The sequence below is a fragment of the Paenibacillus sp. FSL P4-0338 genome, assembly GCF_038002365.1.
GTDB lineage: Bacteria > Bacillota > Bacilli > Paenibacillales > Paenibacillaceae > Paenibacillus_AQ.
Window position 1 is genome coordinate 754,903 of sequence record NZ_JBBOCG010000001.1, and the last position, 20,323, is coordinate 775,225.

Below are 20,323 nucleotides of genomic sequence, written 5' to 3' on the forward strand. Positions count from 1 at the left end.
GCCGATGTTCAAAAAGCTCTCGGTGCTTGCGATGACCTTTGTTCTGCTGCTGGGCTGTCTGCCTATGCTGTCTGCTCAGGCGGCAGGAAATGCCACAGCCAAACAGCCGGGAAATTCCAATCCGCTGATGGACCACAAGCTGGGTGCCGATCCCTTCGCATTGACGTATAACGGAAGAGTCTATATCTATATGTCGAGTGATGCCTATGTCTATAACAGCAACGGAACAGTGAAGGATAATGATTTCAGTGCACTGAACAAAATCAATGTCATCTCTTCGGCAGATATGGTGAACTGGACAGACCATGGTGCCATCCCGGTAGCCGGAGCCAATAATGTCAATGGTTCTGCGGGCATTGCCAAATGGGCCTCGCTCTCCTGGGCGCCTTCAGCAGCCGTGAAGAAAATCAACGGACAGGATAAATTCTTCCTGTACTTCGCCAACGGCGCGTCAGGCATCGGGGTACTGACAGCCAACTCTCCGGTTGGCCCGTGGTCCGATCCGCTGGGCAAAGCACTGGTGACAGGCAATACACCGGGAATGTCCGGGGTAACTTGGCTGTTTGACCCGGCGGTTCTGGTCGATGACGACGGCAGCGGCTATCTATATGCGGGCGGGGGCATCCCCAACACTTCGGACCCGGCATCTGTTGCCAGTCCCAAGACAGCCCGTGTGCTGAGACTCGGTGCGGATATGACAAGCATTGTTGGAAGCGCATCCACAATTGATGCTCCCTATATGTTCGAGGATTCGGGCATCCATAAGTACGGCGGCAAATATTATTACTCGTATTGCTTCAACTTCTCCGGCACGCACCCGGCTGCCTATCCGGCAGGTGAAATCGGGTATATGGTCAGCAACAGTCCGATGGGACCTTTTACGTACACCGGACATTTCCTGAAGAATCCTTACACCTTCTTCGGGGTAGGCGGCAACAACCACCATGCGGTATTTAACTTCAATAACGGGTGGTACGTAGTCTATCACGCCCAGACTGTGGCGAAGGCTGTCCTTGGTGACGGCAAAGGCTACCGTTCTCCGCATATCAACAAGCTGGTCCATAATGCGAACGGAACCATCCAGGAGGTTCAGGGAGACATGGCGGGCATCGCCCAGATTGCCAATCTGAATCCGTACACCCGGGTGGAAGCCGAGACGATCGGCTGGAATGCAGGCATTACAACGGAACGTACGCAGGCTGCGGGCGGTCCTGCCAGCAATATGAATGTGACCAATATTAACAATGGAGACTGGGTTGCCGTGGGCAATGCCGATTTCGGCTCCGGCGCTTCCAGCTTCAAGGCGAATGTGGCTTCCGCCACAGGCGGCGGTAAAATCGAAATCCGGCTCGACAGCGCAACCGGCCCGTTGGTCGGCACGCTGAATGTTCCTAATACAGGAGGAGCGCAGTCCTGGCAGGAGGTACAGACTACGGTCAGCAATGCGGTAGGGGTGCACAGACTCTATCTGGTCTTCACCGGATCAGGCTCCGGTAATCTGTTCAACTTCGATTACTGGCAGTTCTCTACGGGCGGCGATGGCGGCACGACACCTCCTCCGGTAAGCAAGGTGGAAGCGGAGGACATGACGCTCAGCGGAACCTATGCGGGGAAGATTACTTCTCCTTTTAGCGGAGTGGCACTGTACGGAAATGATGACGCTGCTGCGTTCAATCAGTATTATGCCTATGGCACGCACAATTTCTCAGTGCGGGGGGCTTCTAACAATTCCTCTGCGGCGCGGGTGGATCTGCTGATCGGCGGAGTGAACGTTGGCTCCTTCAATTTCAGCGGAACAACCCCCTCGGTACAGACGTTGACCAATGTGGCCCATGCCACCGGCAATCAGGAGGTCAAGCTGGTCGTTACCACGGATAATGGAAGCTGGGATGCCTATGTGGATTATATTGAATGGAACCAGTGACGAGGGAAGCATACGGAAGGAGGGATGCTATGGCAAGTAGAAACGGCTTTGCCGTCCTTTTAAAGAACGGTATAGTTTCAGCGGGAAATAGAAGGATAGGTTATCGTGTGCAACATATAAATTCTTCTATTTTTAAAAAAGCAGGGTTGTACCTGCTGGCATTCTCGCTCACGCTCGGTATCCTGTTCAATCCTTCTACGGCTGCTGCTGCGACCTTTACCAATCCGTTTATTTATGCAGACGCCCCGGACAATGACGTCATCAGGGTAGGCAATGTGTATTACATGACCAGCACCACCATGCATATGACCCCCGGTGTTCCTATCATGAAGTCCTATGATCTGGTGAACTGGGAAATCGTGAATTATGTCTACGATACGTATGCGAACGGCGATGCACAGAATCTGAACAACGGACAGAATGAGTATGGCAAGGGCTCCTGGGCAAGCAGCATCCGGTACAATAACGGGATCTATTATGTGTCCTTCGGGTCCAACTCAACCGGCCGGACTTATATCTATCAGACCTCGAATATTGAAAATGGCCCCTGGACCTCATCGGTCCTGGGCAGTTACTATCACGATGCTTCACTGCTGTTCGACAATGGGCGTGTCTTCCTGGTGTACGGAGTTGATAATATCAGCCTGATTGAGCTGACGGCAGATGCCAAGGCCATCAAGTCCGGCGGGATCAGTCAGGTTATCATCCCGAATTCCAGCAATATTGCCGGTTCGAACTTCATTGTGAAGGCCGAGGGCGCGCATATCCAGAAGATCAACGGCTATTATTATGTGTTCCTAATCTGCTGGCCTTCGGGAAGCGGACGCACTCAGTTGACCTACCGCTCCACGAGCTTAACCGGGGGCTATACAGGGCAGGTGTCACTTAACGACTCGGGCATTGCCCAGGGCGGCATTGTGGACACGCCATCCGGTTCCTGGTATGCGATGCTCTTCAGGGATAGCGGGGCGGTTGGACGGATGCCGTATCTGGTGCCGGTAACCTGGACCGGGAACTGGCCGGTCTTCGGAAGCGGGGGCAAGGCACCGCGAACCCTGAACCTGCCTGTTGAAGGGTATCCGGTGAAGAAGGTGTACGCCTCCGATGAGTTCTCCTCATCTTCTGCCGCTGCTGCAACCGTTCGGGATGATGTATACGCTTACTTGGCTGTGCCGGATGCCGTGATTGACCAGACATATTCCGCAGCGGAGGAGGAAACTTTTGCAGGAGCGATCTCGGCAGGAACAGGGCTGGCCAAGGTCTGGCAGTGGAACCACAATCCTGATAATACGAAGTGGTCTCTGTCCCAGCGTCCCGGATTCCTGCGGCTGACCACCGGCAAGGTAAGTACAAGCCTGCTGAATGCCCGGAACACACTGACCCAGCGGACGTTCGGTCCGAAGAGCACAGGCGTGACGGCCCTGGAGACGGGCGGAATGAAGGACGGGGATGTTGCCGGACTGGCTGCTTTTCAGGCTAAATACGGGTTCGTCGGTGTGAAGATGTCCGGCAATTCCAAGTCCATTGTGATGGTCAATGCCAGCTCCGGGTCAATGACTCAAGTGGCCAATGTGCCGCTCAGCCAGAACAGAGTCTATCTGAAGGTACTCTGCGATTTTACTAATCAGACGGATAAGGCGTACTTCTCCTATAGTCTGGACGGCAACAACTGGACATCCATAGGGAATACGCTGCAGATGTCCTATACAATGCCTCACTTTATGGGCTACCGGTTTGCGTTGTTCAATTATGCGACGAAGTCAGCGGGCGGCTATACTGATTTTGATTATCTGCGTCTGGAATAGGCGCGCTTATATCCAATAAGAAGAAGGAGATGTATTTCATTGAAGAACAGAATTAAAAAGGTTGTGGGCGGGCTCGCCCTAGCGAGTGTCCTGCTCACCTCTGTGATGGCAGGCAATGCCAGCGCAGCAATTACCAATGGATCGAAGTTCCTGGGGAATATCATTGCAGGCAGTGCTCCAAGTAACTTCACCACCTACTGGAATCAGGTCACCCCTGAGAACGGTACCAAATGGGGCTCCATCGAAGGCAACCGCAACCAGATGAACTGGGGCAATGCGGACATGATCTATAACTATGCCATTAGCAAAAACATCCCGTTCAAGTTCCATACACTTGTCTGGGGAAACCAGGAGCCTAACTGGGTCGCCGGCTTATCGGCAGCGGAGCAGAAGGCGGAGATCAGCTCATTTATTACTCAGGCAGGCCAGCGTTATTCCGCAAAGACTGCTTTTGTGGATGTCGTTAATGAACCGCTGCACGCCAAGCCTTCGTACCGCAATGCCATCGGCGGTGACGGAAGCACCGGCTGGGATTGGGTCATCTGGTCCTTCCAGCAGGCCAGAGCCGCCTTCCCGAACGCCAAGCTGCACCTCAATGATTATGGCATTATCGGTGACCCCAGCGCAGCCGACAAGTACGTGAACATTATCAATATCCTGAAATCCAGAGGACTGATTGACGGAATCGGCATTCAGTGCCACTACTTCAATATGGATAACGTCAGCGTCTCTACCATGAACACCGTACTGAATAAGCTTGCCGCTACAGGCCTGCCAATCTATGTCTCCGAGCTGGATATTACCGGTGATGACAACACCCAGCTTGCCAGATACCAACAGAAGTTCCCTGTGCTCTGGAACCATCCTTCCGTTAAGGGCGTAACCCTGTGGGGCTACATCCAGAATCAGACCTGGGCATCGGGTACCCATCTGGTGAATTCCAACGGCACAGAGCGCCCTGCCCTGAAGTGGCTGAAGCAATACTTGGGCGGCTCGTCAGCCCTGATGGAAACCACTGACGCCCAGGATATCACTGACAGTGTGATCCTGCCGGACAGTGTGGTTGAGCCAGACCCTCAACTGGATCTCCAACCGGTGCTGGAACCCGTTCCGGCTGAATAAGCTGAAGCAGGCACGCGGTATGTAACATTACTTAAGGGCTGCTCCCGTGGCACAATGCGCCGGGAGCAGCCTTTTTTTGACTAGGATTGTATTGTATGTGAAAAATCGAACACCTTGGGCATGCGAGCGGAAATGAGGTGCATTAGTGCACCTGAATCTAGCGAAAGTCGGCTGCGAGCGGAAATGAGGTGCATTAGTGCACCTGAATCTGGCGAAAGTCGGCTGTGAGCGGAAATAAGGAGCATTAGTGCACCTGAATCTAGCGAAAGTCGGCTGCGAGCGGAAATAAGGTGCATTAGTGCACCTGAATCCGGCGAAAGTCGGCTGTGAGCGGAAATAAGGTGCATTAGTGCACCTGAATCTAGCAAAAGTCGGCTGTGAGCGGAAATAAGGTGCATTAGTGCACCTTATTTAGTTGGATACAGCTCAAATGTGTTGGTGCAGAGGTATGTTAGGCCAATCGTATGTGAAAAACCAAACACAAACACAAACACAAACACAAACACAAACACAAACACAAACACAAACACAAACACCACCAGCACCACTCACCCGCACAAGTAAGTTATCCCCGTACCCGCCAAGACATCCGCCAATCTCACCCCCCACCCCCATCCGCTGGAGGAAGGGACAAATGCCCCTCCCTATACACCTTCCTGTAATGTGAAGGCGTGTAGGAAGTAACCTTCTTGAATATCTTCGAGAAGTACAACGGGTCGTGGTAGCCGACCGAGTAAGACAACGACTTCACCGACAACCGCGACTCCGCCAGCAGTTCGCAGGCCCGCCGGATGCGCACGGTGGTCAGGTAGCCGGAGATGGAGGTGCCAGTCTCTTTTTTGAACAGCCGGAACAGGTAACTGCGCTCAATAGTCACATATTCCACCACATCCAGCACCGATAAGGAAGACTTCCAATAGTTACTCTCGATATAGGCCTTCGCTGACCCTACATAGTCCTTCTTGAGACTGGCCTGCTCGCTCGGATAATACTCCATGTAATACGACAGCAGCAGATGAAGCACCGCATCCGAGCGCTCCCGTGCATACGGCTCCAGTTCATTGGCCTTAATCTGATCGAACATGGCCCTGAAATCCTGCGGCGCGGTCGTTACAACGGGCTGGTCGGGTGAGATACGAAGCTTAGCAAGTAAGCGTAAGGCCTCCGGCCCGCTAAATTCAATCCAGCAATACGCCCACGGGTCCTGCGGATCAGGATAGTAATACACCTCCGTCTGCGGAAAAATCATAAAGCTCTCGCCCGTCTCCACAGGGTGTACCGCCTGGCCGGTCTTCAAGTAACCTCTGCCGCTTACGATATAATGCAGCGCATATACATCACGGACGCCGGGTCCCCATCTATGCAGATTGGAGGGCTTGTACCCGTTCCCTTTTACCATTGGACCCTCATTGAGTCCGTATTCCATAGAATTCATAGTCAGCACCTGTATCTTTCAGCATGTTACTTATACTATATGACGAAAACAACAAATAAACAAAGGAAGCGTATTCAAAAATGACAACGCTTTCTTAAGAATGTGAGCTTACGGCGCCCCTCCCCTGGAAGGTAAACTAAAGGTACGAGGGAGGAGCGCATATGGAATTGGAAACACAGCCAAAAAGTCCCGGAACCGGCGGCGGCCGGCGGTCGTTTTTATGGAAGCGGTTTAAAAAACAGAAAGTACTGCATTTGTTCGTCGGGCTAGGCATGATCTATCTGCTGATCTTCGCGTACACTCCGATGTTCGGCATCCTAATGGCGTTCAAGGATTACAGCATCTCCGGCGGCATCAAAGGAATCTTCACCAGCGATTGGGTCGGGCTGAGGTATTTCGATGAATTCGTCCATGACTATCAATTCGGCAAGCTGGTCCGCAACACGCTGGTCCTTAGTCTGCTGAAGGTCCTCTTCGCCTTCCCGGCGCCGATCCTGCTGGCGATCATGCTGAACGAAGTGAAGCACATGGCCTTCAAGCGGTTTGTGCAGACGATCAGCTATCTGCCGCATTTTATCTCCTGGGTGGTCGTGGTTGGCGTATCCTATGCCTTCCTATCCGCCGATGTCGGTGTGGTCAATAAGGCGCTGATGGCGATGGGCTTCACGGATGAGCCGCTAGCCTTCCTGACCAGTCCAAATTACTTTTGGGGGCTGGCGGTAGGGAGTGCGGTGTGGAAGGAGATGGGCTGGTGGACGATTATTTTTCTGGCGGCGATCTCGGGGATCAGTCCTTCGCTCTATGAGGCTGCTGAGATTGACGGTGCCGGAAGGCTGGCGCGTATCCGTTATATCACCCTGCCGGGAATGAAGGGAACCATCGTTGTTGTGCTGGTACTGACCATCGGGAGCATTCTCGGCGGCGGACTGGTTGGTTCAAACTTCGAGCAGGCCTACCTGCTCGGCAACAGTATCAATAATCCAACCTCAGAGATTGTCCAGACCTACGCATTCAGGGTGGGGTTAAGCGACGGGCGGTTCTCCTATGCAGCAGCGATCGATTTAATTCAATCGGTGATATCTGTAGCGCTGATTTTCTCCAGTAACTATATCGCTAAGCGGGTATCGGGCTCCAGTCTGTTTTAGAGAGAGGAGGGAAGGCTATGCTGAAGAGTCAGCGGCAGAAGGATTTTGTTTTTGACAGCGTGATCTATGTGGTATTGTTCATTATTATGCTCACGATGCTGTACCCGTTCTATTACGTGTTAATAGCTTCATTTAATAAAGGCTCAGACTCACTGCTGGGCGGGGTGTATCTGTGGCCCCGGAACTTTACCCTGGAGAATTACCGGGTGTTCATGGATGATCCCAAGTGGGTGAAGGCTTTCCTGGTCTCCGTACTGCGGACGGTGTCCGGCACCTTGCTCGGACTGCTGCTTACCAGCATCGTCGCTTACGGCTTGTCACATCGTGATCTGTTGTTTAGCAAGGTCTATTTCACAGTGATCGTATTCGCCATGTACTTCTCCGGCGGACTGATCCCTTATTATGTAGTCTTGCGTTCACTAGGCTTGTTAAATTCCTTTGCGGTGTACATCATCCCGTCCATGCTCAGCACGTTCTTCCTGCTCATTGCGATCTCATTCTTCCGTGAAATTCCCGCTGAGCTAAAAGAATCTGCGCATATAGACGGGGCCGGTGAGCTTACGATATTCTTCCGCATCATCCTGCCGGTCTCAACGCCGGTGCTGGCGACTATGGCCTTGTTCATGGGGGTCGGACAATGGAATTCCTGGCTGGATTCGGCTTATTTCGTCCAGTCCGAGGAGCTGCGTACGCTGGCCTTCCGCATGATGGAGGTCATCAACAAGAGCAACTCTCCGATGGATTCGCTGGCGGTAGCCAACAGTGCCTCGGCGGGTGTGACCAGCTTCTCCTTACAGGTCACTTCAATGGTCGTTTCCATTGTTCCCATTATCTGTGTGTATCCGTTCCTGCAGAAGTATTTCGTTTCTGGAATCATGCTGGGTTCGGTAAAAGGCTAGGCCAGTGCTTCAGTGTTCAAATGTTCCATCGCTCATACAGCTCATTAATTCAATCATGGAGGGATTAGCTTGAACAAAAGCAGAAGCTTTAAGATCGTCGCAGCCGCACTCTCAATGGCCGTAGTGTTATCCGCCTGCGGCGGTAACGGGGGAAATACCGCCCAGCCCGCCCCGTCCGGCAGCCCGGACGCCGCTGCAGGCGGGAATGCACCTGCCAAGCCCGGACAGGTGAAGGAGTTAAGCCTCTTCATTGATGCGTCGTGGTACCCGGTTACGGAATGGAAGGGTCCGGTCGCCGACATGATTACCGAGAAGACGGGGGTGAAGCTGAAGGTTACGGTCGCTACCGATGACAAACAGCTCCCGCTGATGATTGCCTCCGGTGACCTGCCGGACCTGGTGTTCACCTCATCCAATGTAGACCGGTTATCCGACTCGAAGCTGTCGTATTCCTGGAATGAACTGATTGAGAAATATGCGCCGGATTTCAAGATTGACAAGACCCGGATTGCCATCCACACCATGGATGACGGCAATTTCTATACCGTGCGGAATTCCTTTGCAACCCAGGAGGAGATGAAGAATAGTAAATATTCGTTAGGCAGCGACGGCAACCCGGGCATCGCGGTCCGGGAGGATATTCTGAAGGAGCTGGGGAATCCGCCGATCAAGACCCTGGATGATTTCGTCAAGGTGCTGGGCATGGTCAAGGAGAAATATCCCGAGATGGTCCCGCTGATCATGGACAAGGACTGGATCGAGCAGTATTTCCTGGCCCAATTCGGTACGGAGACTCTGCTCGACGGCTGGTATGAACAGGACGGCAAGGTGGAATATGCGATCAGGCAGCCCAAGATGCTGGACTTCTTCAAGTTCATGAATAGCCTGTACCGTAACGGCTATATCCTGGCTGAGAATTTCGCACTGGCCAATGACCAGATTGATGATCAATATGCTACGGGCGGCAAAGCCTTCGCCCATAGCCACACCGTATCCACCGCAGATACCGATAACATCAAGATCAAGAGCAATCAGGGGAACTTCTCCTTCAAGATGCTGCCAAGCGTATTGTCGAAGGATGCCAAGGTAGTCAGCTCAGGACTCGGCTTCTCCGGAACCTTCATCACCAAGAAGAATAAGGACCCGGAGGCCTCCATCAAATTCATGCAGTATCTGGCCAGCGACGAGGGCAAGAAGCTGACGATGTTCGGGGTAGAGGGCGTGCACTGGACCTGGAATGAAGAAGGTCACCCCGATTTCAAATACAATCCGTCCGATGCCGATTTCGTGAACAGCAACGGAATTAAGTGGTGGTATCTGTATAACGATGGAGTTACGGAGGGCATGCTGTCCTATGTTCCTGAGCTGCAGAAAACTCAGGCGCTGATGGATCTGAAGTCGATCCGCATCTACAAGCCGGAGATCGGCCTGATCCAGACTCAGCCGGATTCACAGGAGAAGACCATTAAGACCAAGATCGATGAGATGGTCAAGAATGAGAAGGTCAAAATCTATCTGGCTGAATCGGAGGAAGCCGCAGTAGCAGCCTATGAGAATATGCTGAAGAACGCAGAGAACATCGGCCTGCAGAAGCTCACCGACTGGGCGAATACAACCTATCAGAAGAAAAAAGAATTGTTCAAGTAAGCGGATTCCTGCCGGTAGAGACCTGTCTCTACCGGGTTTTACATGTTCATGGTAGGATTAGAGAACATAAGTCGGGCACCGGAGGGACAGACTGCCGTGAGCATTGTACGCAAAATGATAGTAGGATATATCTTTCTGATTTTTATTCCAGTAGTTACGTTTGGCTACTATTATTATAGTAAGATCTATGACTCTGTAAGCGGCCAGTTTGTGGAGAGCCGTCAGAAGATTCTGGAGCAGGCCTATGCCAATATGAAGGCAGACCTGGCCCGGATTGATTCCACGCAGCGGATGCTGCAATACAATCCATATGTAACCGATTATCTGGACGGCAGCTATGAGACGGACGCAGAGAGTGTATATGCCTACAACCGTTATATTAATCCGGTGATTATACAATCGCTTAATATCAGTCCTGAAATTGAGACGTTCAGAATCTATCTGACCAAGCAGGGCGTGCTGCCCATTACTGACCGTCTGCTCGAACTATCGGCGTTGGTTGAACAGGGTGCGGAGGCTACCCGTATGCTGCGGCCGGGACAGGGCAAGTGGATGATTCCCGATCCCCAGGTGGAAGCTCCCCCGCTGGTGTTCTATCAGAATATATATAATAATGACTTTACCGAGATTGTGGGACTGCTGGAGCTGCGGGTCGGCAGTGAGCTGATCCGCAAGTTCTATCGGGCGACAGGCGGAGGGGATTGGACCGCGCTGCTTCTGCCCGCAGAGGGCAAGCCGCTGGAGCGGGAAGGCATTCCCGCAGCAGTGGACGATGCCACCTGGAGCAGACTGGCCTCGGGAGAAGCACAGACCTATTTTATCAACCGGGAAGTCATTGTTAATCAGTTATATATGAAGGAACTGGGCGTACGTGTTGCCGTAATCGGCAAGGTATCCGAGGTGTTTCGCTCGATCCGGAGCCAGGAGCTGGTGATGATAACGACATTCGCAGTACTGCTTGCGTTATTGTCGTTCGCGTATTACACTCTTGCTTCAACGATTACGAAGCGTGTTCTCCGGCTCGCCAGACATATGCGCAATCTGAACGACGACAACCTGAAGCAGTCGGTCAGCAAGGAGGATAAGCCGGGCCGCAAGGATGAGATCAGCTTCCTGACCGAGACCTATAATTCGATGCTTCTGCGCATGGATGAGCTGATCAACAATGTCCACCGGGCCGAGCTGCGCAATAAGGAAGCCGCTTACAAGGTGCTCCAGGCCCAGATCAAGCCGCATTTTCTCTATAATACGCTGGAGACTATCCGCATGCTGGCCGAATCGAACAATGACAAGGAAGTGGCGGAGATCTCTTACTGGTTCGGTAAGCTGATGCGTTACAGCCTGTCCGCCCAGGACGATCATACCGTGCTCTCCCAAGAGCTTGAGACCGTAGTTTTCTACCTCAATATTCACAAAATGCGGTTGCAAAAAAGACTCACCTATGAGGTCGATATCGCTGTGGCTGCCGAGGCCCTGATTTGTCCAAGATTCATCCTCCAGCCCCTGGTCGAGAATAGTATTATTCACGGAGCTGCCGTGACACTGCGGCCGGTCCATATCCTGATTCAGGCGAAGGAGACGGCGGAGGATATCCGAATCAGCGTGTCGGACAGCGGCATGGGTATTCCTGAAGAACAGGTGCGGCAGCTTCGCGCCCGGTTATCCCGCGGGGAGGAGCTGAACACTCAGGAAGAGACAGAGGGAGGCGTGGGCCTGTATAATGTCAGCGAGCGGATTAAATCATTTTATGGCGGGACCTCACGGCTGATTCTTGAGAGTGAGGAGGGCAAGGGGACCTGCCTGACCATCATCCTATCGAAAGGGGCGGCAGAGCAAGCATGAGAATTCTGATCGTAGACGATGAGCCGATTATCCTTGGAGGGCTGGTGAAGGTGATTGGCGGAGCCGCGCCGGCCGGAGCTGAGATCCGCGAGGCCGGCGACGCCTTCGAGGCGCTTCAGATCATGAAGGAATATATGCCGGATGTGACGGTAACGGACTTGCATATGCCGGAGAAGAACGGGTTCGAGATGATGGAGGAGGCGAAGGAGAACGGTTTATGTGAGCGCTTCATTATTCTTACCGGACATGATGACTTCGAATATGCCCGCCGGGCGCTCCGCTACGGGGTAGTGGATTATCTGCTGAAGCCGGTGGATAAGGAGGAGGTAGCCCGGCTGCTGAGTCAGGTGAAGCGGAATCTTCCCTCCGTGGACAGTACGGACTGTCCGCCGCATGCCAAGCGGATTCTTGCCTACACCCGGCTGAATTATATGAATGACCTGTCCCTGGATCATCTGGCCGAGCTGATGGACCTTCATCCGAATTACATCAGCAGCCTGTTCAAGAAGGTCACCGGCGATACGTTCGTCCATTACCTGAATACCACCAGGATCAAGGAAGCGCAGAAGCTGCTGAGCCTCCACCGGGATCTGCCGGTAGTCGAGATCGGACGCCGGGTCGGGTATGAGAACAAGCATTACTTCAACAAGGTGTTCAAAAAATACACCGGCAGCACCCCTGGGGCTTACCGGCAAGATCACTAAAGCTGCTTCTGCGTAATCATCCGCCAATGATTTTACACCCCATTAACATGCTTCATACGTTCGCGTGATATAACTGAAACAATCGGTTATAAGAGGAGAAGATGAGATGAAGCTAAGCAAAGAGGAGAGATCGTGGATTCTGTACGACTGCGGGAATTCCGCGTATTCGATGGCCGTGACTACGGCGCTGCTGCCGATTATCTTCGGGATGTTCGATAATGTGGGCAGCAGCATGGACCTGGGGTATTTCAACTCGATCGCCAGTATTCTGGTCGCGGTCCTCAGCCCGATTCTCGGCACGATTGCGGATTATAAGGACCGGAAGAAGCGGTTCTTTATTTTTTTCGCTGCGCTCGGTATCCTTTCAACCGCCTCATTGGCCTTTGTGTCCCCTGCCAGCGGGCAATGGCAGCTGCTTGTTGCCTTTTACATTCTGTCAGCGGTCGGCTTCGCCGGGTCTAATATCTTCTACGACTCCTTCCTGGTGGATATTACGGAGGATGAACGGATGGACAAGGTGTCAACGCGAGGGTTCGCCTACGGCTACATCTTCAGTTGTATTCCGTTCGGCATCAGTCTGCTGCTGATCTTCCTGCTGGGAATGGACAAGGCCATCGGCTACCAGATCGGGTTCATCATTACGGCGCTCTGGTGGGGACTGCTGACGGTGCCGATGATCCGGGATGTGAAGCAGAGATATTATATCGAGCCTGAGCCGAAGCCTGTGGCCCGGAGCTTCAAACGCATCGCTGCCACCTTCGGGAATATCCGCCAGCACCGAATCGTCTTTGTGTTCCTGCTTGCTTACTTCTTCTATATTGACGGAGTAGATACGATTATCAAAATGGTTGTGCCTTACGCAACCTCCGTCCTCGGCACAGAAGCCCTCGACACCTTCACACTGCTGGGAATTCTGCTCATCATCCAGATTATTGCCTTTCCCTGCGCGATTCTCTATGGCAATCTGGCCAAAACCTACTCCGCCCGGGCCCTGATTATTGCCGGGATATTCACCTACGTTATTTCCTGTATCGCAGCGTTCTTCATTACTTCGGTGTGGCATATCTTCCTGCTGGGTGCGCTGATCGGCTCGGCCCAGGGCGGCATTCAGGCACTCAGCAGGTCCTATTTCGCCAAAATCATCCCGAAGGAGAATTCCAATGAATTCTTCGGGTTCTATAATATTTTTGGCAAGTTCGCGGCGATTCTTGGCCCTGCCTTAATGTCTCTGACCACTACCTTGGTAGGAGATGCCCGCTATAGTATTTTGTCGATTATCCCGCTCTTTCTGATCGGCTTCTTCATCTTCATCACATTGCCAAAGGGGACATAGTATGGAATCCACTGGTTTGCCACCGCAACCACCCTCTGCAGCCAAGCATCTGATCGTCATCTCCTATGATGCCTTCTCTGAAGATCACTGGGAGATGGCCAGCCGCCTGCCCAATCTGTCGAAGCTGATCACCAGCGGTGCTTACAGCAACCGTCTCAGAAGTGTCTATCCCACGCTAACTTACGTTGTGCATACTACCATCGTTACCGGCGTCTACCCGGATAAACACGGTATCTATCACAACAATCCGCTGCAGCCGTTCGTGCCGGAGGAGGAGCAGCGCTGGTTCTGGTTCCGTGAGGCGGTTCAGGTGCCAACAATCTATGATGCCGCGCGTAAAGCGGGGCTGAGTACAGCGGGACTTCTGTGGCCGGTAAGCGGAAAGTCCTCGATTCAGTATAATATTCCAGAGATCCGTGCGTTAAAAGGGGAGAACCAGGCGCTTAAGGTACTGCGAAGCGGCAGTCCCCTGTACTGCGCCCGGCTGGAGCTGAAATACGGACGAATCAGGCAGGGCATCGCCCAGCCGCAGCTCGATAACTTCACCACGAAGTGCGCCGCCGATACGATCAAGCGGCATAAGCCGAACCTGCTGATGATGCATCTGATCGACCTGGATGACACCAAGCATCTGTGCGGCACGGACAGCGGGGAAGTAGACGATGTCATCCTGCGGATGGACAATCGGCTGGGTGAGATCATGCAGGCTGTTGAGGATGCCGGAATCCGGGAGGAGACGGTGATGATGGTACTGGGCGACCATGGTCAGTTCAATGTGCGCTACAAGATGCATGTGAACAATCTTTTGCAGGCCAAAGGACTGATCTATGAGAAGGACGGCGTGATGCAGTGGCGGGCCTACTTCCAGAGCGGCGGCGGTTCAGCTTATCTGCATGTGCAGCCCGGAGATGAGGAAGCGCAGCAGCTGGCCTTGGCGGCGGTGGATGAATACAGGCGTGACGGAGCACCGGGAATTGAGAGTGTATACACGGAAGAGACGCTGAAGCAGCTCCATGCCAGCCCGGTGGCAAAAGTCATGCTTGAAGCACAGCGGGGCTACAGCTTCGATGAAGCGCTGGCGGACACGCTGGTCACCGATTTGCAGGCGGAGGGCATTCGCTATGCTACGCACGGCTACTCCCCGGATGCAAGCGGGTACCGCTGCAATCTCGTCATCGCAGGCGCAGGGATCAAGCAGAGCTATCCCATCGGTGATCTGGAGATGGTCGACATCGCCCCGACGATGGGACGGATGCTGGGGCTCCGGTTCGGGCCGGGGGACGGGCGTGTGCTGGAGGAGATTTTTGAGGAGTAGCGGGGGGATAGTAATGGTAGTGTGAGTGATGAATAGAGCAACTTCCATCGGTCCGATCAGGATGTCCGCACACGCGGCAGCCGGGTCGGGCTTTTTTTATCGTTGGTTGTATCGGCGAATAGGATGATAGCTTGCTCATGCGGTGTTGCGGGGTGGGGTGCGTGTACCCGTAGGCCAAACGTATGCGGAAAAGCAAATACAATCTGCTGGCGCTTAGTAGAGTAGCGTTAGCCTTAGGAAACAGGCGGATTTCCTCCACTTGCTGATGAACGAATGAGCGCTTCCCGGGTAACAGTTGTATAAACAACACTTAATTTCAGCCCATCCAGCCGCAGAAGCCCAAACAAACTATTTTAGTTGTAATATTTCCGCTTATTTCCTTATATTTGCCTAAAGCGGGCTGATTAAGATACGTTTTTCCACCTGTTTGCCGCTAAGAGGGGGGCGCCGCCCCTGAACATTAATCAACGGCACGACTGTAATTAAAATTTAAATTACCGTTGACATTTTGCCTATGATCAAATATATTATCCATAAGAATAAAAGTTTCCTTAGAGAAACAATTGTGTATATGAGAAACAATATACACAATAGATTCATTAATTTGCTATAGAGATTGAACTTGAAAATATACGTAAAGGGAAAAGTGGCGGAGGGGAATTTTAGAACTGGAGGAGCGGTAGCGTCCGCCTTTGTATTTGGATTTCTACCGCGAAGAGCGGTTTTAATCAGGAAATCCAAATTGGGCAGCGGCCTGAAGTCCAAAACTTCTCTGGAGTCACGGCCAATCCCAAACCAAAAAATCATTAGTTTATTTTAGTCAGTTAGGCTAAATAGGAGATGGGGTGCTGACATGATTCAGATTAAGGGTTTAAACGTTGATTATTTCGGCAACTCGGCGCTGGAGGGTGTGACGCTCGATATCCCCTTCGGGCATTCGGTAGGCATTATCGGGCCCAATGGCGCTGGGAAGTCCACTTTCATTAAGGCGCTGCTGGATGTGATCAAGAAGAGAAGCGGAACGGTAAAGGCAGAGGGGAAGGACATTGCCCTGTACAGACGGAATATTGCCTACGTGCCGCAGAAGAACGATATTGACCTGACTTTTCCCATTACAGTTAAGGATACGGTGCTGACCGGAACTTATCCGAACCTGAAGCTGTTCCGGCGTCCGGGTAAGAAGGAGAGGACTTTTGCGGAGCGCAGCATGGCGATGGTGGAGATCGGTGACCTTGCTGATAAGCAGATTAGCAATTTGTCCGGCGGGCAGCTGCAGCGGGTGTTTATCGCCCGGGCGCTGGCCCAGGAGGCCAGTGTGTTTTTCCTGGATGAGCCGTTTGTCGGCATTGATATGGTTAGTGAGCGTATCATTGTGAACCTGTTCAAGCAGCTCCGTGAGGAAGGCAAGACCATCCTGGTGGTGCACCATGATCTGCATGAAGTTGAAGAATATTTTGACAAAATCATTCTGCTTAACAAGCGGCTTATCGCCTTCGGAGATGTGCAGGATACCTTCACCACAGAGAATATCCGCAGAGCCTACGGTACATCCTTGGGCAACGTAATGATCCAGGGTGCAGGAGGTGCTTCTCATGATTGAGTCCTTATCCAGTCTGCTGAATATTCCAGTTTACGCCCTGAACGCCGGGTTATCTGCAATTATTCTCGGGATTGTCTCAGGGGCGTTGGGCAGCTTCATCGTTCTGCGCAAAATGTCGCTGATGGGCGATGCCTTATCTCACGCAGTGCTTCCGGGCGTCGCCCTGTCTTATATTCTGGGCATCAACATCCTGCTGGGCGCTTCGTTGTTCGGCCTGTTAGCCGCTATTCTCATTCAATTCATCACCAGCCGCAGCAATATCAAGAGCGATACCTCTATCGGTATCATTCTCAGCTCCTTCTTTGCACTCGGGATTGTCCTGATTACGTTCGCCCGAAGCGGGCTGGATCTCACTCATATTCTGTTCGGTAACATTCTGGCTGTCCCGCAATCCGAGCTGCTGCAATCCTTCATCATCATGCTGGCGGTGCTTGCCATTATTACACTGCTGTACAAAGAGCTGCTGATCAGCTCATTCGATCCAGTGGTAGCGAAGGCTTACGGGCTGAAGACCGGCTTCTATCATTATCTGCTGATGATGCTGCTCTCCGTAGTGACCGTCTCCTCCTTGTCTCAGGTTGGGATTGTACTGGTCATCGCGATGCTGGTCATCCCGGCAGCCACCTCGTATCTGTGGTCCAATTCCTTGCTGCATATGATCGTATTAGCCTCCTCAGTTGGGGCAGCCTCGGGGATCATCGGCGTATACGTGAGCTTCCGCTACAATCTGCCGACAAGTGCAACAATCGTGCTGGTAGGCGTCACCTTGTTCAGCATTTCATTCATCATATCGCCCAAGAATAATTTTCTGCGGAAAGGACTGAAGCAAGCATGAGACTGTTCAAAATAATATCGGCATCCTTACTCATTCTACTACTCGCCGCATGCTCCAACACCAGTAAGGGGGGAGCGGATGACGGCAAGCTGCAGATTGTGGCCACGTATTCGATCATTGCAGACATGACCCGGAATATCACCGGAGATAAGGCGGAGGTCTACAGCATGGTACCTATCGGCACAGACCCCCATATGTATGATCCGCTGCCTGCAGATACAGGCAAGGTTTCCAGCGCGGACCTTATTTTCTATAATGGATTGAATCTGGAGACCGGCAAGGGCTGGTTCCAGGATCTGCTCAAGGTGACAAAAAAGGAAGCTGCCGCGTTTGCCGTCTCCGAAGAGGTCACGCCGATGTACCTAACCGAGAAGGGGAAGGAGTCCCAGGTTGACCCTCATGCCTGGCTGGATATACAGAACGCGGTCAAGTATGTGGATGTCATTACCGCACGTGTGATCGAACAGGACCCGGACAACAAGCAATATTATCTGGATAACCAGACCGCGTACGTGAAGGAGCTGACGGAGCTGGATCAGTATGCCAAGGAAGCTGTGAGCAAGGTCCCGCAGGAGAAGCGCGTCCTGGTCACCAGTGAAGGAGCCTTCAAATACTTTTCCCAGGCCTATGGCTTCGAGTCTGCCTTCATCTGGGAGATCAACACTGACAGCCAGGGAACACCGGAGCAGATGAACCGGATCATCGGCATTATCAAGGAGAAGCAGATTCCGGCGTTATTCCTGGAGACGAGTGTCAATCCCAAGACGATGGAGACGATTTCCCGCGAGACCGGGGTGCCGGTCCATTCCAGGATTTTCACAGATTCTCTGGCTAAGGAAGGGGAAGACGGAGACACCTACCTGAAGATGATCAAGTGGAATATCGATCAGGTGATAGAGGGCTTGTCCCGATAGGCTGCAACAAATAACCCGCCAACGTGGATGGATTGCTTATCCAGTCTTGGCGGGTTATTTCCGATATTGTGCATAGTTCAAGCGCTGACAATCCCGAGCACGAATCCGTCATAGCCCTTGCTGCCTACCGTCTGTATAGCAGTAGCATCTATGCGCGGCTCCTCTGCGAGCAGCTTCATGAATTGCCGGATGCCTTGAACCCGGTCATCCGCACTGTCCGGGTCAATTACCTCGCCGTCACGCACTACATTATCCGCCACAATGACCGCACCCGGCCGGGCCAGCTTCAGCACCCACTTCAGGTAATGCGGATTATTCGGTTTGTCGGCATCAATGAAGATGAAGTCAAACGGCTCACATCCCCGGGCTTCCAGCAGTGCCAGCGAATCCAGCGCCGGACCTTCCAGTACTTCCGTCTTGTCTGCCAGCCCCGCCATTCTAAGGTTATCCTCAGCCACTACAACATGCTTGTGCTCGAATTCCAGTGTGACCAGTCTGCCCGCCTCCGGCAACGCCCGCGCCAGCCAGATGGTGCTATAACCGCCCAGCGTGCCGATCTCCAGAATGTTGGATGCTCCCTTCATTTTGGCCAGCAGATACAGCAGCTTCCCTTGATTCGGAGCGACATCAATCGCCGGTAAGCCGGCCCCTGTATTCGCATCCAGCACAGCGTCCAGGACCGGATCAGCCGTCAATAACCGGTCATTGAAATAAGCGTCTACGTTGCTCCATTTGTTCTGTTCTTCCATGTGAATCCCTCCATTAGTTGTTTTTTTGTATTGTTGTATTGGAACTGCTTTAAATATAAGGGATTATAATTCATAATACTAATATATGATAATGTCATAATCATAAGTATTGGTTATGAATATGACCTATGAATAGGAGCGTATTTATTAACATTCATCCACTCAGGCTTTTCTATTATGCAGCCGGGCTACAGCGGTTTATTGATATCTGCCGGGAATGATGAACAATAATAATATATTTCTTTTCGATTAAAATATATTGATAAACGATAAATATTATGCTAAATTAAACTCACCATAACAAGTGAGGAGTATGTGTAATGAACCGTAAGCCAGGCTCAACCACGTTTCTGAAGGCGGTGCTTATTGTGTTCGCGCTGGCCGCGCTGGCCCTGTGTATCTTCGCGGTCCCGGCTATCGGTGACTTCGCAGCGGAGCTGTATCCCGGCCATTCGTATATCCAGGTGCTGGTGATGACAGATCTGTATGGGGCGGCTCTGCCGTTCTTCATAGCACTGTCCCAGGCATACAGACTGTTACGCTTAATCGACCGCAATGAGGCTTTCTCGGAGGACTCGGTACGGGTGCTGAAGCATATCAAGCATGCGGCAGTGTCGATCAGCGGAATGTTCACCTTAGGGCTGCCGCTGTTCTATCTGATGGCGGAGAAGGACGATGCCCCGGGCATTATTGTGATCGGGCTGGTCCTTATTTTCGCCTCCATGGTGATTGCAGTATTCGCGGCGGTACTCCAGAAGCTCCTGAATGAAGCGATAGCATTGAAATCTGAGAATGATCTGACAGTCTGAGGTGGCGACCATGGCGATTATCGTTAATATTGATGTGATGCTGGCTAAGCGGAAAATGAGTGTAACAGAGCTTACAGAGCGGGTGGGAATTACGATGGCGAACCTGTCCATTCTTAAGAACGGCAAGGCCAAAGCGATCCGTTTCTCAACGCTTGAGGCAATATGTAAGGCGCTGGATTGCCAGCCGGGAGATATTCTGGAATACACACCGGAGGCTACAGAATAATGGGCGCCGGGAGCGGGGA

At 52.4% G+C, this 20,323-nt stretch carries 17 protein-coding genes; 15 read left to right on the plus strand and 2 right to left on the minus strand.

Going from position 1 to position 20,323, the window contains the following annotated elements:
* Nucleotides 1-4: 4 nt before the first annotated feature.
* The 3 genes from MKZ07_RS03070 to MKZ07_RS03080 all read left to right on the plus strand — a co-directional run bounded on the left by MKZ07_RS03070 (nucleotide 5) and on the right by MKZ07_RS03080 (nucleotide 4,851).
* Nucleotides 5-1,924 carry a carbohydrate-binding protein gene (locus MKZ07_RS03070; protein WP_036695200.1) on the plus strand — a complete coding sequence of 640 codons (1,920 nt, stop codon included), beginning with the start codon at nucleotides 5-7 and terminating at the stop codon, nucleotides 1,922-1,924.
* Between the two features lie 107 nt (nucleotides 1,925-2,031).
* Complete coding sequence (locus MKZ07_RS03075) at nucleotides 2,032-3,729, plus strand: glycoside hydrolase family 43 protein (protein ID WP_235218434.1); 1,698 nt, start codon at nucleotides 2,032-2,034, stop codon at nucleotides 3,727-3,729.
* 39 nt (nucleotides 3,730-3,768) lie between these two features.
* On the plus strand, nucleotides 3,769-4,851 hold the full coding sequence (locus tag MKZ07_RS03080) for an endo-1,4-beta-xylanase (protein WP_235218433.1): 1,083 nt from the start codon (nucleotides 3,769-3,771) through the stop codon (nucleotides 4,849-4,851).
* Between the two features lie 598 nt (nucleotides 4,852-5,449).
* On the opposite strand, the gene MKZ07_RS03085 is transcribed toward MKZ07_RS03080, so the two are convergent.
* Nucleotides 5,450-6,286, minus strand: coding sequence for an AraC family transcriptional regulator (locus tag MKZ07_RS03085; RefSeq protein WP_341024429.1), 837 nt, complete (start codon nucleotides 6,284-6,286; stop codon nucleotides 5,450-5,452).
* A 161-nt stretch (nucleotides 6,287-6,447) separates the two neighbouring features.
* Between MKZ07_RS03085 and MKZ07_RS03090 the strand changes: the two genes are divergently transcribed.
* The 10 genes from MKZ07_RS03090 (at nucleotide 6,448) to MKZ07_RS03135 (ending at nucleotide 18,520) form a co-directional block, all read left to right on the plus strand.
* Nucleotides 6,448-7,431 (plus strand): ABC transporter permease, encoded by a 984-nt coding sequence (locus tag MKZ07_RS03090; protein ID WP_036695199.1) that lies wholly within the window; start codon nucleotides 6,448-6,450, stop codon nucleotides 7,429-7,431.
* A 17-nt stretch (nucleotides 7,432-7,448) separates the two neighbouring features.
* On the plus strand, nucleotides 7,449-8,330 hold the full coding sequence (locus MKZ07_RS03095; protein WP_036695198.1) for a carbohydrate ABC transporter permease: 882 nt from the start codon (nucleotides 7,449-7,451) through the stop codon (nucleotides 8,328-8,330).
* 69 nt (nucleotides 8,331-8,399) lie between these two features.
* Nucleotides 8,400-9,977 carry an extracellular solute-binding protein gene (locus tag MKZ07_RS03100; protein WP_235218432.1) on the plus strand — a complete coding sequence of 526 codons (1,578 nt, stop codon included), beginning with the start codon at nucleotides 8,400-8,402 and terminating at the stop codon, nucleotides 9,975-9,977.
* A gap of 96 nt (nucleotides 9,978-10,073) precedes the next feature.
* Nucleotides 10,074-11,819: a sensor histidine kinase gene (locus tag MKZ07_RS03105; RefSeq protein WP_036695196.1), complete on the plus strand. Its 1,746-nt coding sequence runs from the start codon at nucleotides 10,074-10,076 to the stop codon at nucleotides 11,817-11,819.
* Nucleotides 11,816-12,523: a response regulator transcription factor gene (locus tag MKZ07_RS03110; protein ID WP_036695195.1), complete on the plus strand. Its 708-nt coding sequence runs from the start codon at nucleotides 11,816-11,818 to the stop codon at nucleotides 12,521-12,523. Before MKZ07_RS03105 ends, MKZ07_RS03110 begins: the two co-directional genes overlap by 4 nt.
* Nucleotides 12,524-12,629: 106 nt before the next feature.
* Nucleotides 12,630-13,856: an MFS transporter gene (locus MKZ07_RS03115; protein WP_036695194.1), complete on the plus strand. Its 1,227-nt coding sequence runs from the start codon at nucleotides 12,630-12,632 to the stop codon at nucleotides 13,854-13,856.
* Nucleotide 13,857: 1 nt separating this feature from the next.
* The gene (locus MKZ07_RS03120; protein ID WP_341024435.1) at nucleotides 13,858-15,171 is read left to right on the plus strand and encodes an alkaline phosphatase family protein; all 1,314 of its coding nucleotides are present in this window, start codon (nucleotides 13,858-13,860) and stop codon (nucleotides 15,169-15,171) included.
* Between the two features lie 856 nt (nucleotides 15,172-16,027).
* On the plus strand, nucleotides 16,028-16,771 hold the full coding sequence (locus tag MKZ07_RS03125; RefSeq protein WP_200869207.1) for a metal ABC transporter ATP-binding protein: 744 nt from the start codon (nucleotides 16,028-16,030) through the stop codon (nucleotides 16,769-16,771).
* On the plus strand, nucleotides 16,764-17,606 hold the full coding sequence (locus tag MKZ07_RS03130; protein ID WP_036695192.1) for a metal ABC transporter permease: 843 nt from the start codon (nucleotides 16,764-16,766) through the stop codon (nucleotides 17,604-17,606). Before MKZ07_RS03125 ends, MKZ07_RS03130 begins: the two co-directional genes overlap by 8 nt.
* A gap of 2 nt (nucleotides 17,607-17,608) precedes the next feature.
* A complete protein-coding gene (locus MKZ07_RS03135) occupies nucleotides 17,609-18,520 on the plus strand; it encodes a metal ABC transporter substrate-binding protein (RefSeq protein WP_327196382.1) in 912 nt (303 codons plus the stop codon).
* 77 nt (nucleotides 18,521-18,597) lie between these two features.
* Here the strand turns inward: MKZ07_RS03135 and MKZ07_RS03140 are convergent, their stop codons facing one another.
* Nucleotides 18,598-19,269, minus strand: a complete 672-nt coding sequence (locus MKZ07_RS03140; protein WP_341024437.1) for an O-methyltransferase — start codon at nucleotides 19,267-19,269, stop codon at nucleotides 18,598-18,600.
* Nucleotides 19,270-19,589: 320 nt separating this feature from the next.
* On the opposite strand from MKZ07_RS03140, the gene MKZ07_RS03145 reads away from it, so the two are divergent.
* Both MKZ07_RS03145 and MKZ07_RS03150 read left to right on the plus strand, forming a co-directional pair.
* Complete coding sequence (locus MKZ07_RS03145) at nucleotides 19,590-20,078, plus strand: DUF2975 domain-containing protein (RefSeq protein WP_341024438.1); 489 nt, start codon at nucleotides 19,590-19,592, stop codon at nucleotides 20,076-20,078.
* A gap of 10 nt (nucleotides 20,079-20,088) precedes the next feature.
* Entirely contained in the window at nucleotides 20,089-20,304 is a 216-nt protein-coding gene (locus tag MKZ07_RS03150; protein ID WP_036695187.1) for a helix-turn-helix domain-containing protein, read from the plus strand.
* Nucleotides 20,305-20,323 lie beyond the last annotated feature (19 nt).

Coding starts and splice junctions, on each gene's coding strand:
- MKZ07_RS03145 (WP_341024438.1), top strand. CDS start 19,590: ATGAACCGTAAGCCAGGCTCAACCACGTTTCTGAAGGCGGTGCTTATT.
- MKZ07_RS03110 (WP_036695195.1), top strand. CDS start 11,816: ATGAGAATTCTGATCGTAGACGATGAGCCGATTATCCTTGGAGGGCTG.
- MKZ07_RS03140 (WP_341024437.1), bottom strand. CDS start 19,269: ATGGAAGAACAGAACAAATGGAGCAACGTAGACGCTTATTTCAATGAC.
- MKZ07_RS03090 (WP_036695199.1), top strand. CDS start 6,448: ATGGAATTGGAAACACAGCCAAAAAGTCCCGGAACCGGCGGCGGCCGG.
- MKZ07_RS03120 (WP_341024435.1), top strand. CDS start 13,858: ATGGAATCCACTGGTTTGCCACCGCAACCACCCTCTGCAGCCAAGCAT.
- MKZ07_RS03115 (WP_036695194.1), top strand. CDS start 12,630: ATGAAGCTAAGCAAAGAGGAGAGATCGTGGATTCTGTACGACTGCGGG.
- MKZ07_RS03130 (WP_036695192.1), top strand. CDS start 16,764: ATGATTGAGTCCTTATCCAGTCTGCTGAATATTCCAGTTTACGCCCTG.
- MKZ07_RS03150 (WP_036695187.1), top strand. CDS start 20,089: ATGGCGATTATCGTTAATATTGATGTGATGCTGGCTAAGCGGAAAATG.
- MKZ07_RS03095 (WP_036695198.1), top strand. CDS start 7,449: ATGCTGAAGAGTCAGCGGCAGAAGGATTTTGTTTTTGACAGCGTGATC.
- MKZ07_RS03085 (WP_341024429.1), bottom strand. CDS start 6,286: ATGAATTCTATGGAATACGGACTCAATGAGGGTCCAATGGTAAAAGGG.
- MKZ07_RS03070 (WP_036695200.1), top strand. CDS start 5: ATGTTCAAAAAGCTCTCGGTGCTTGCGATGACCTTTGTTCTGCTGCTG.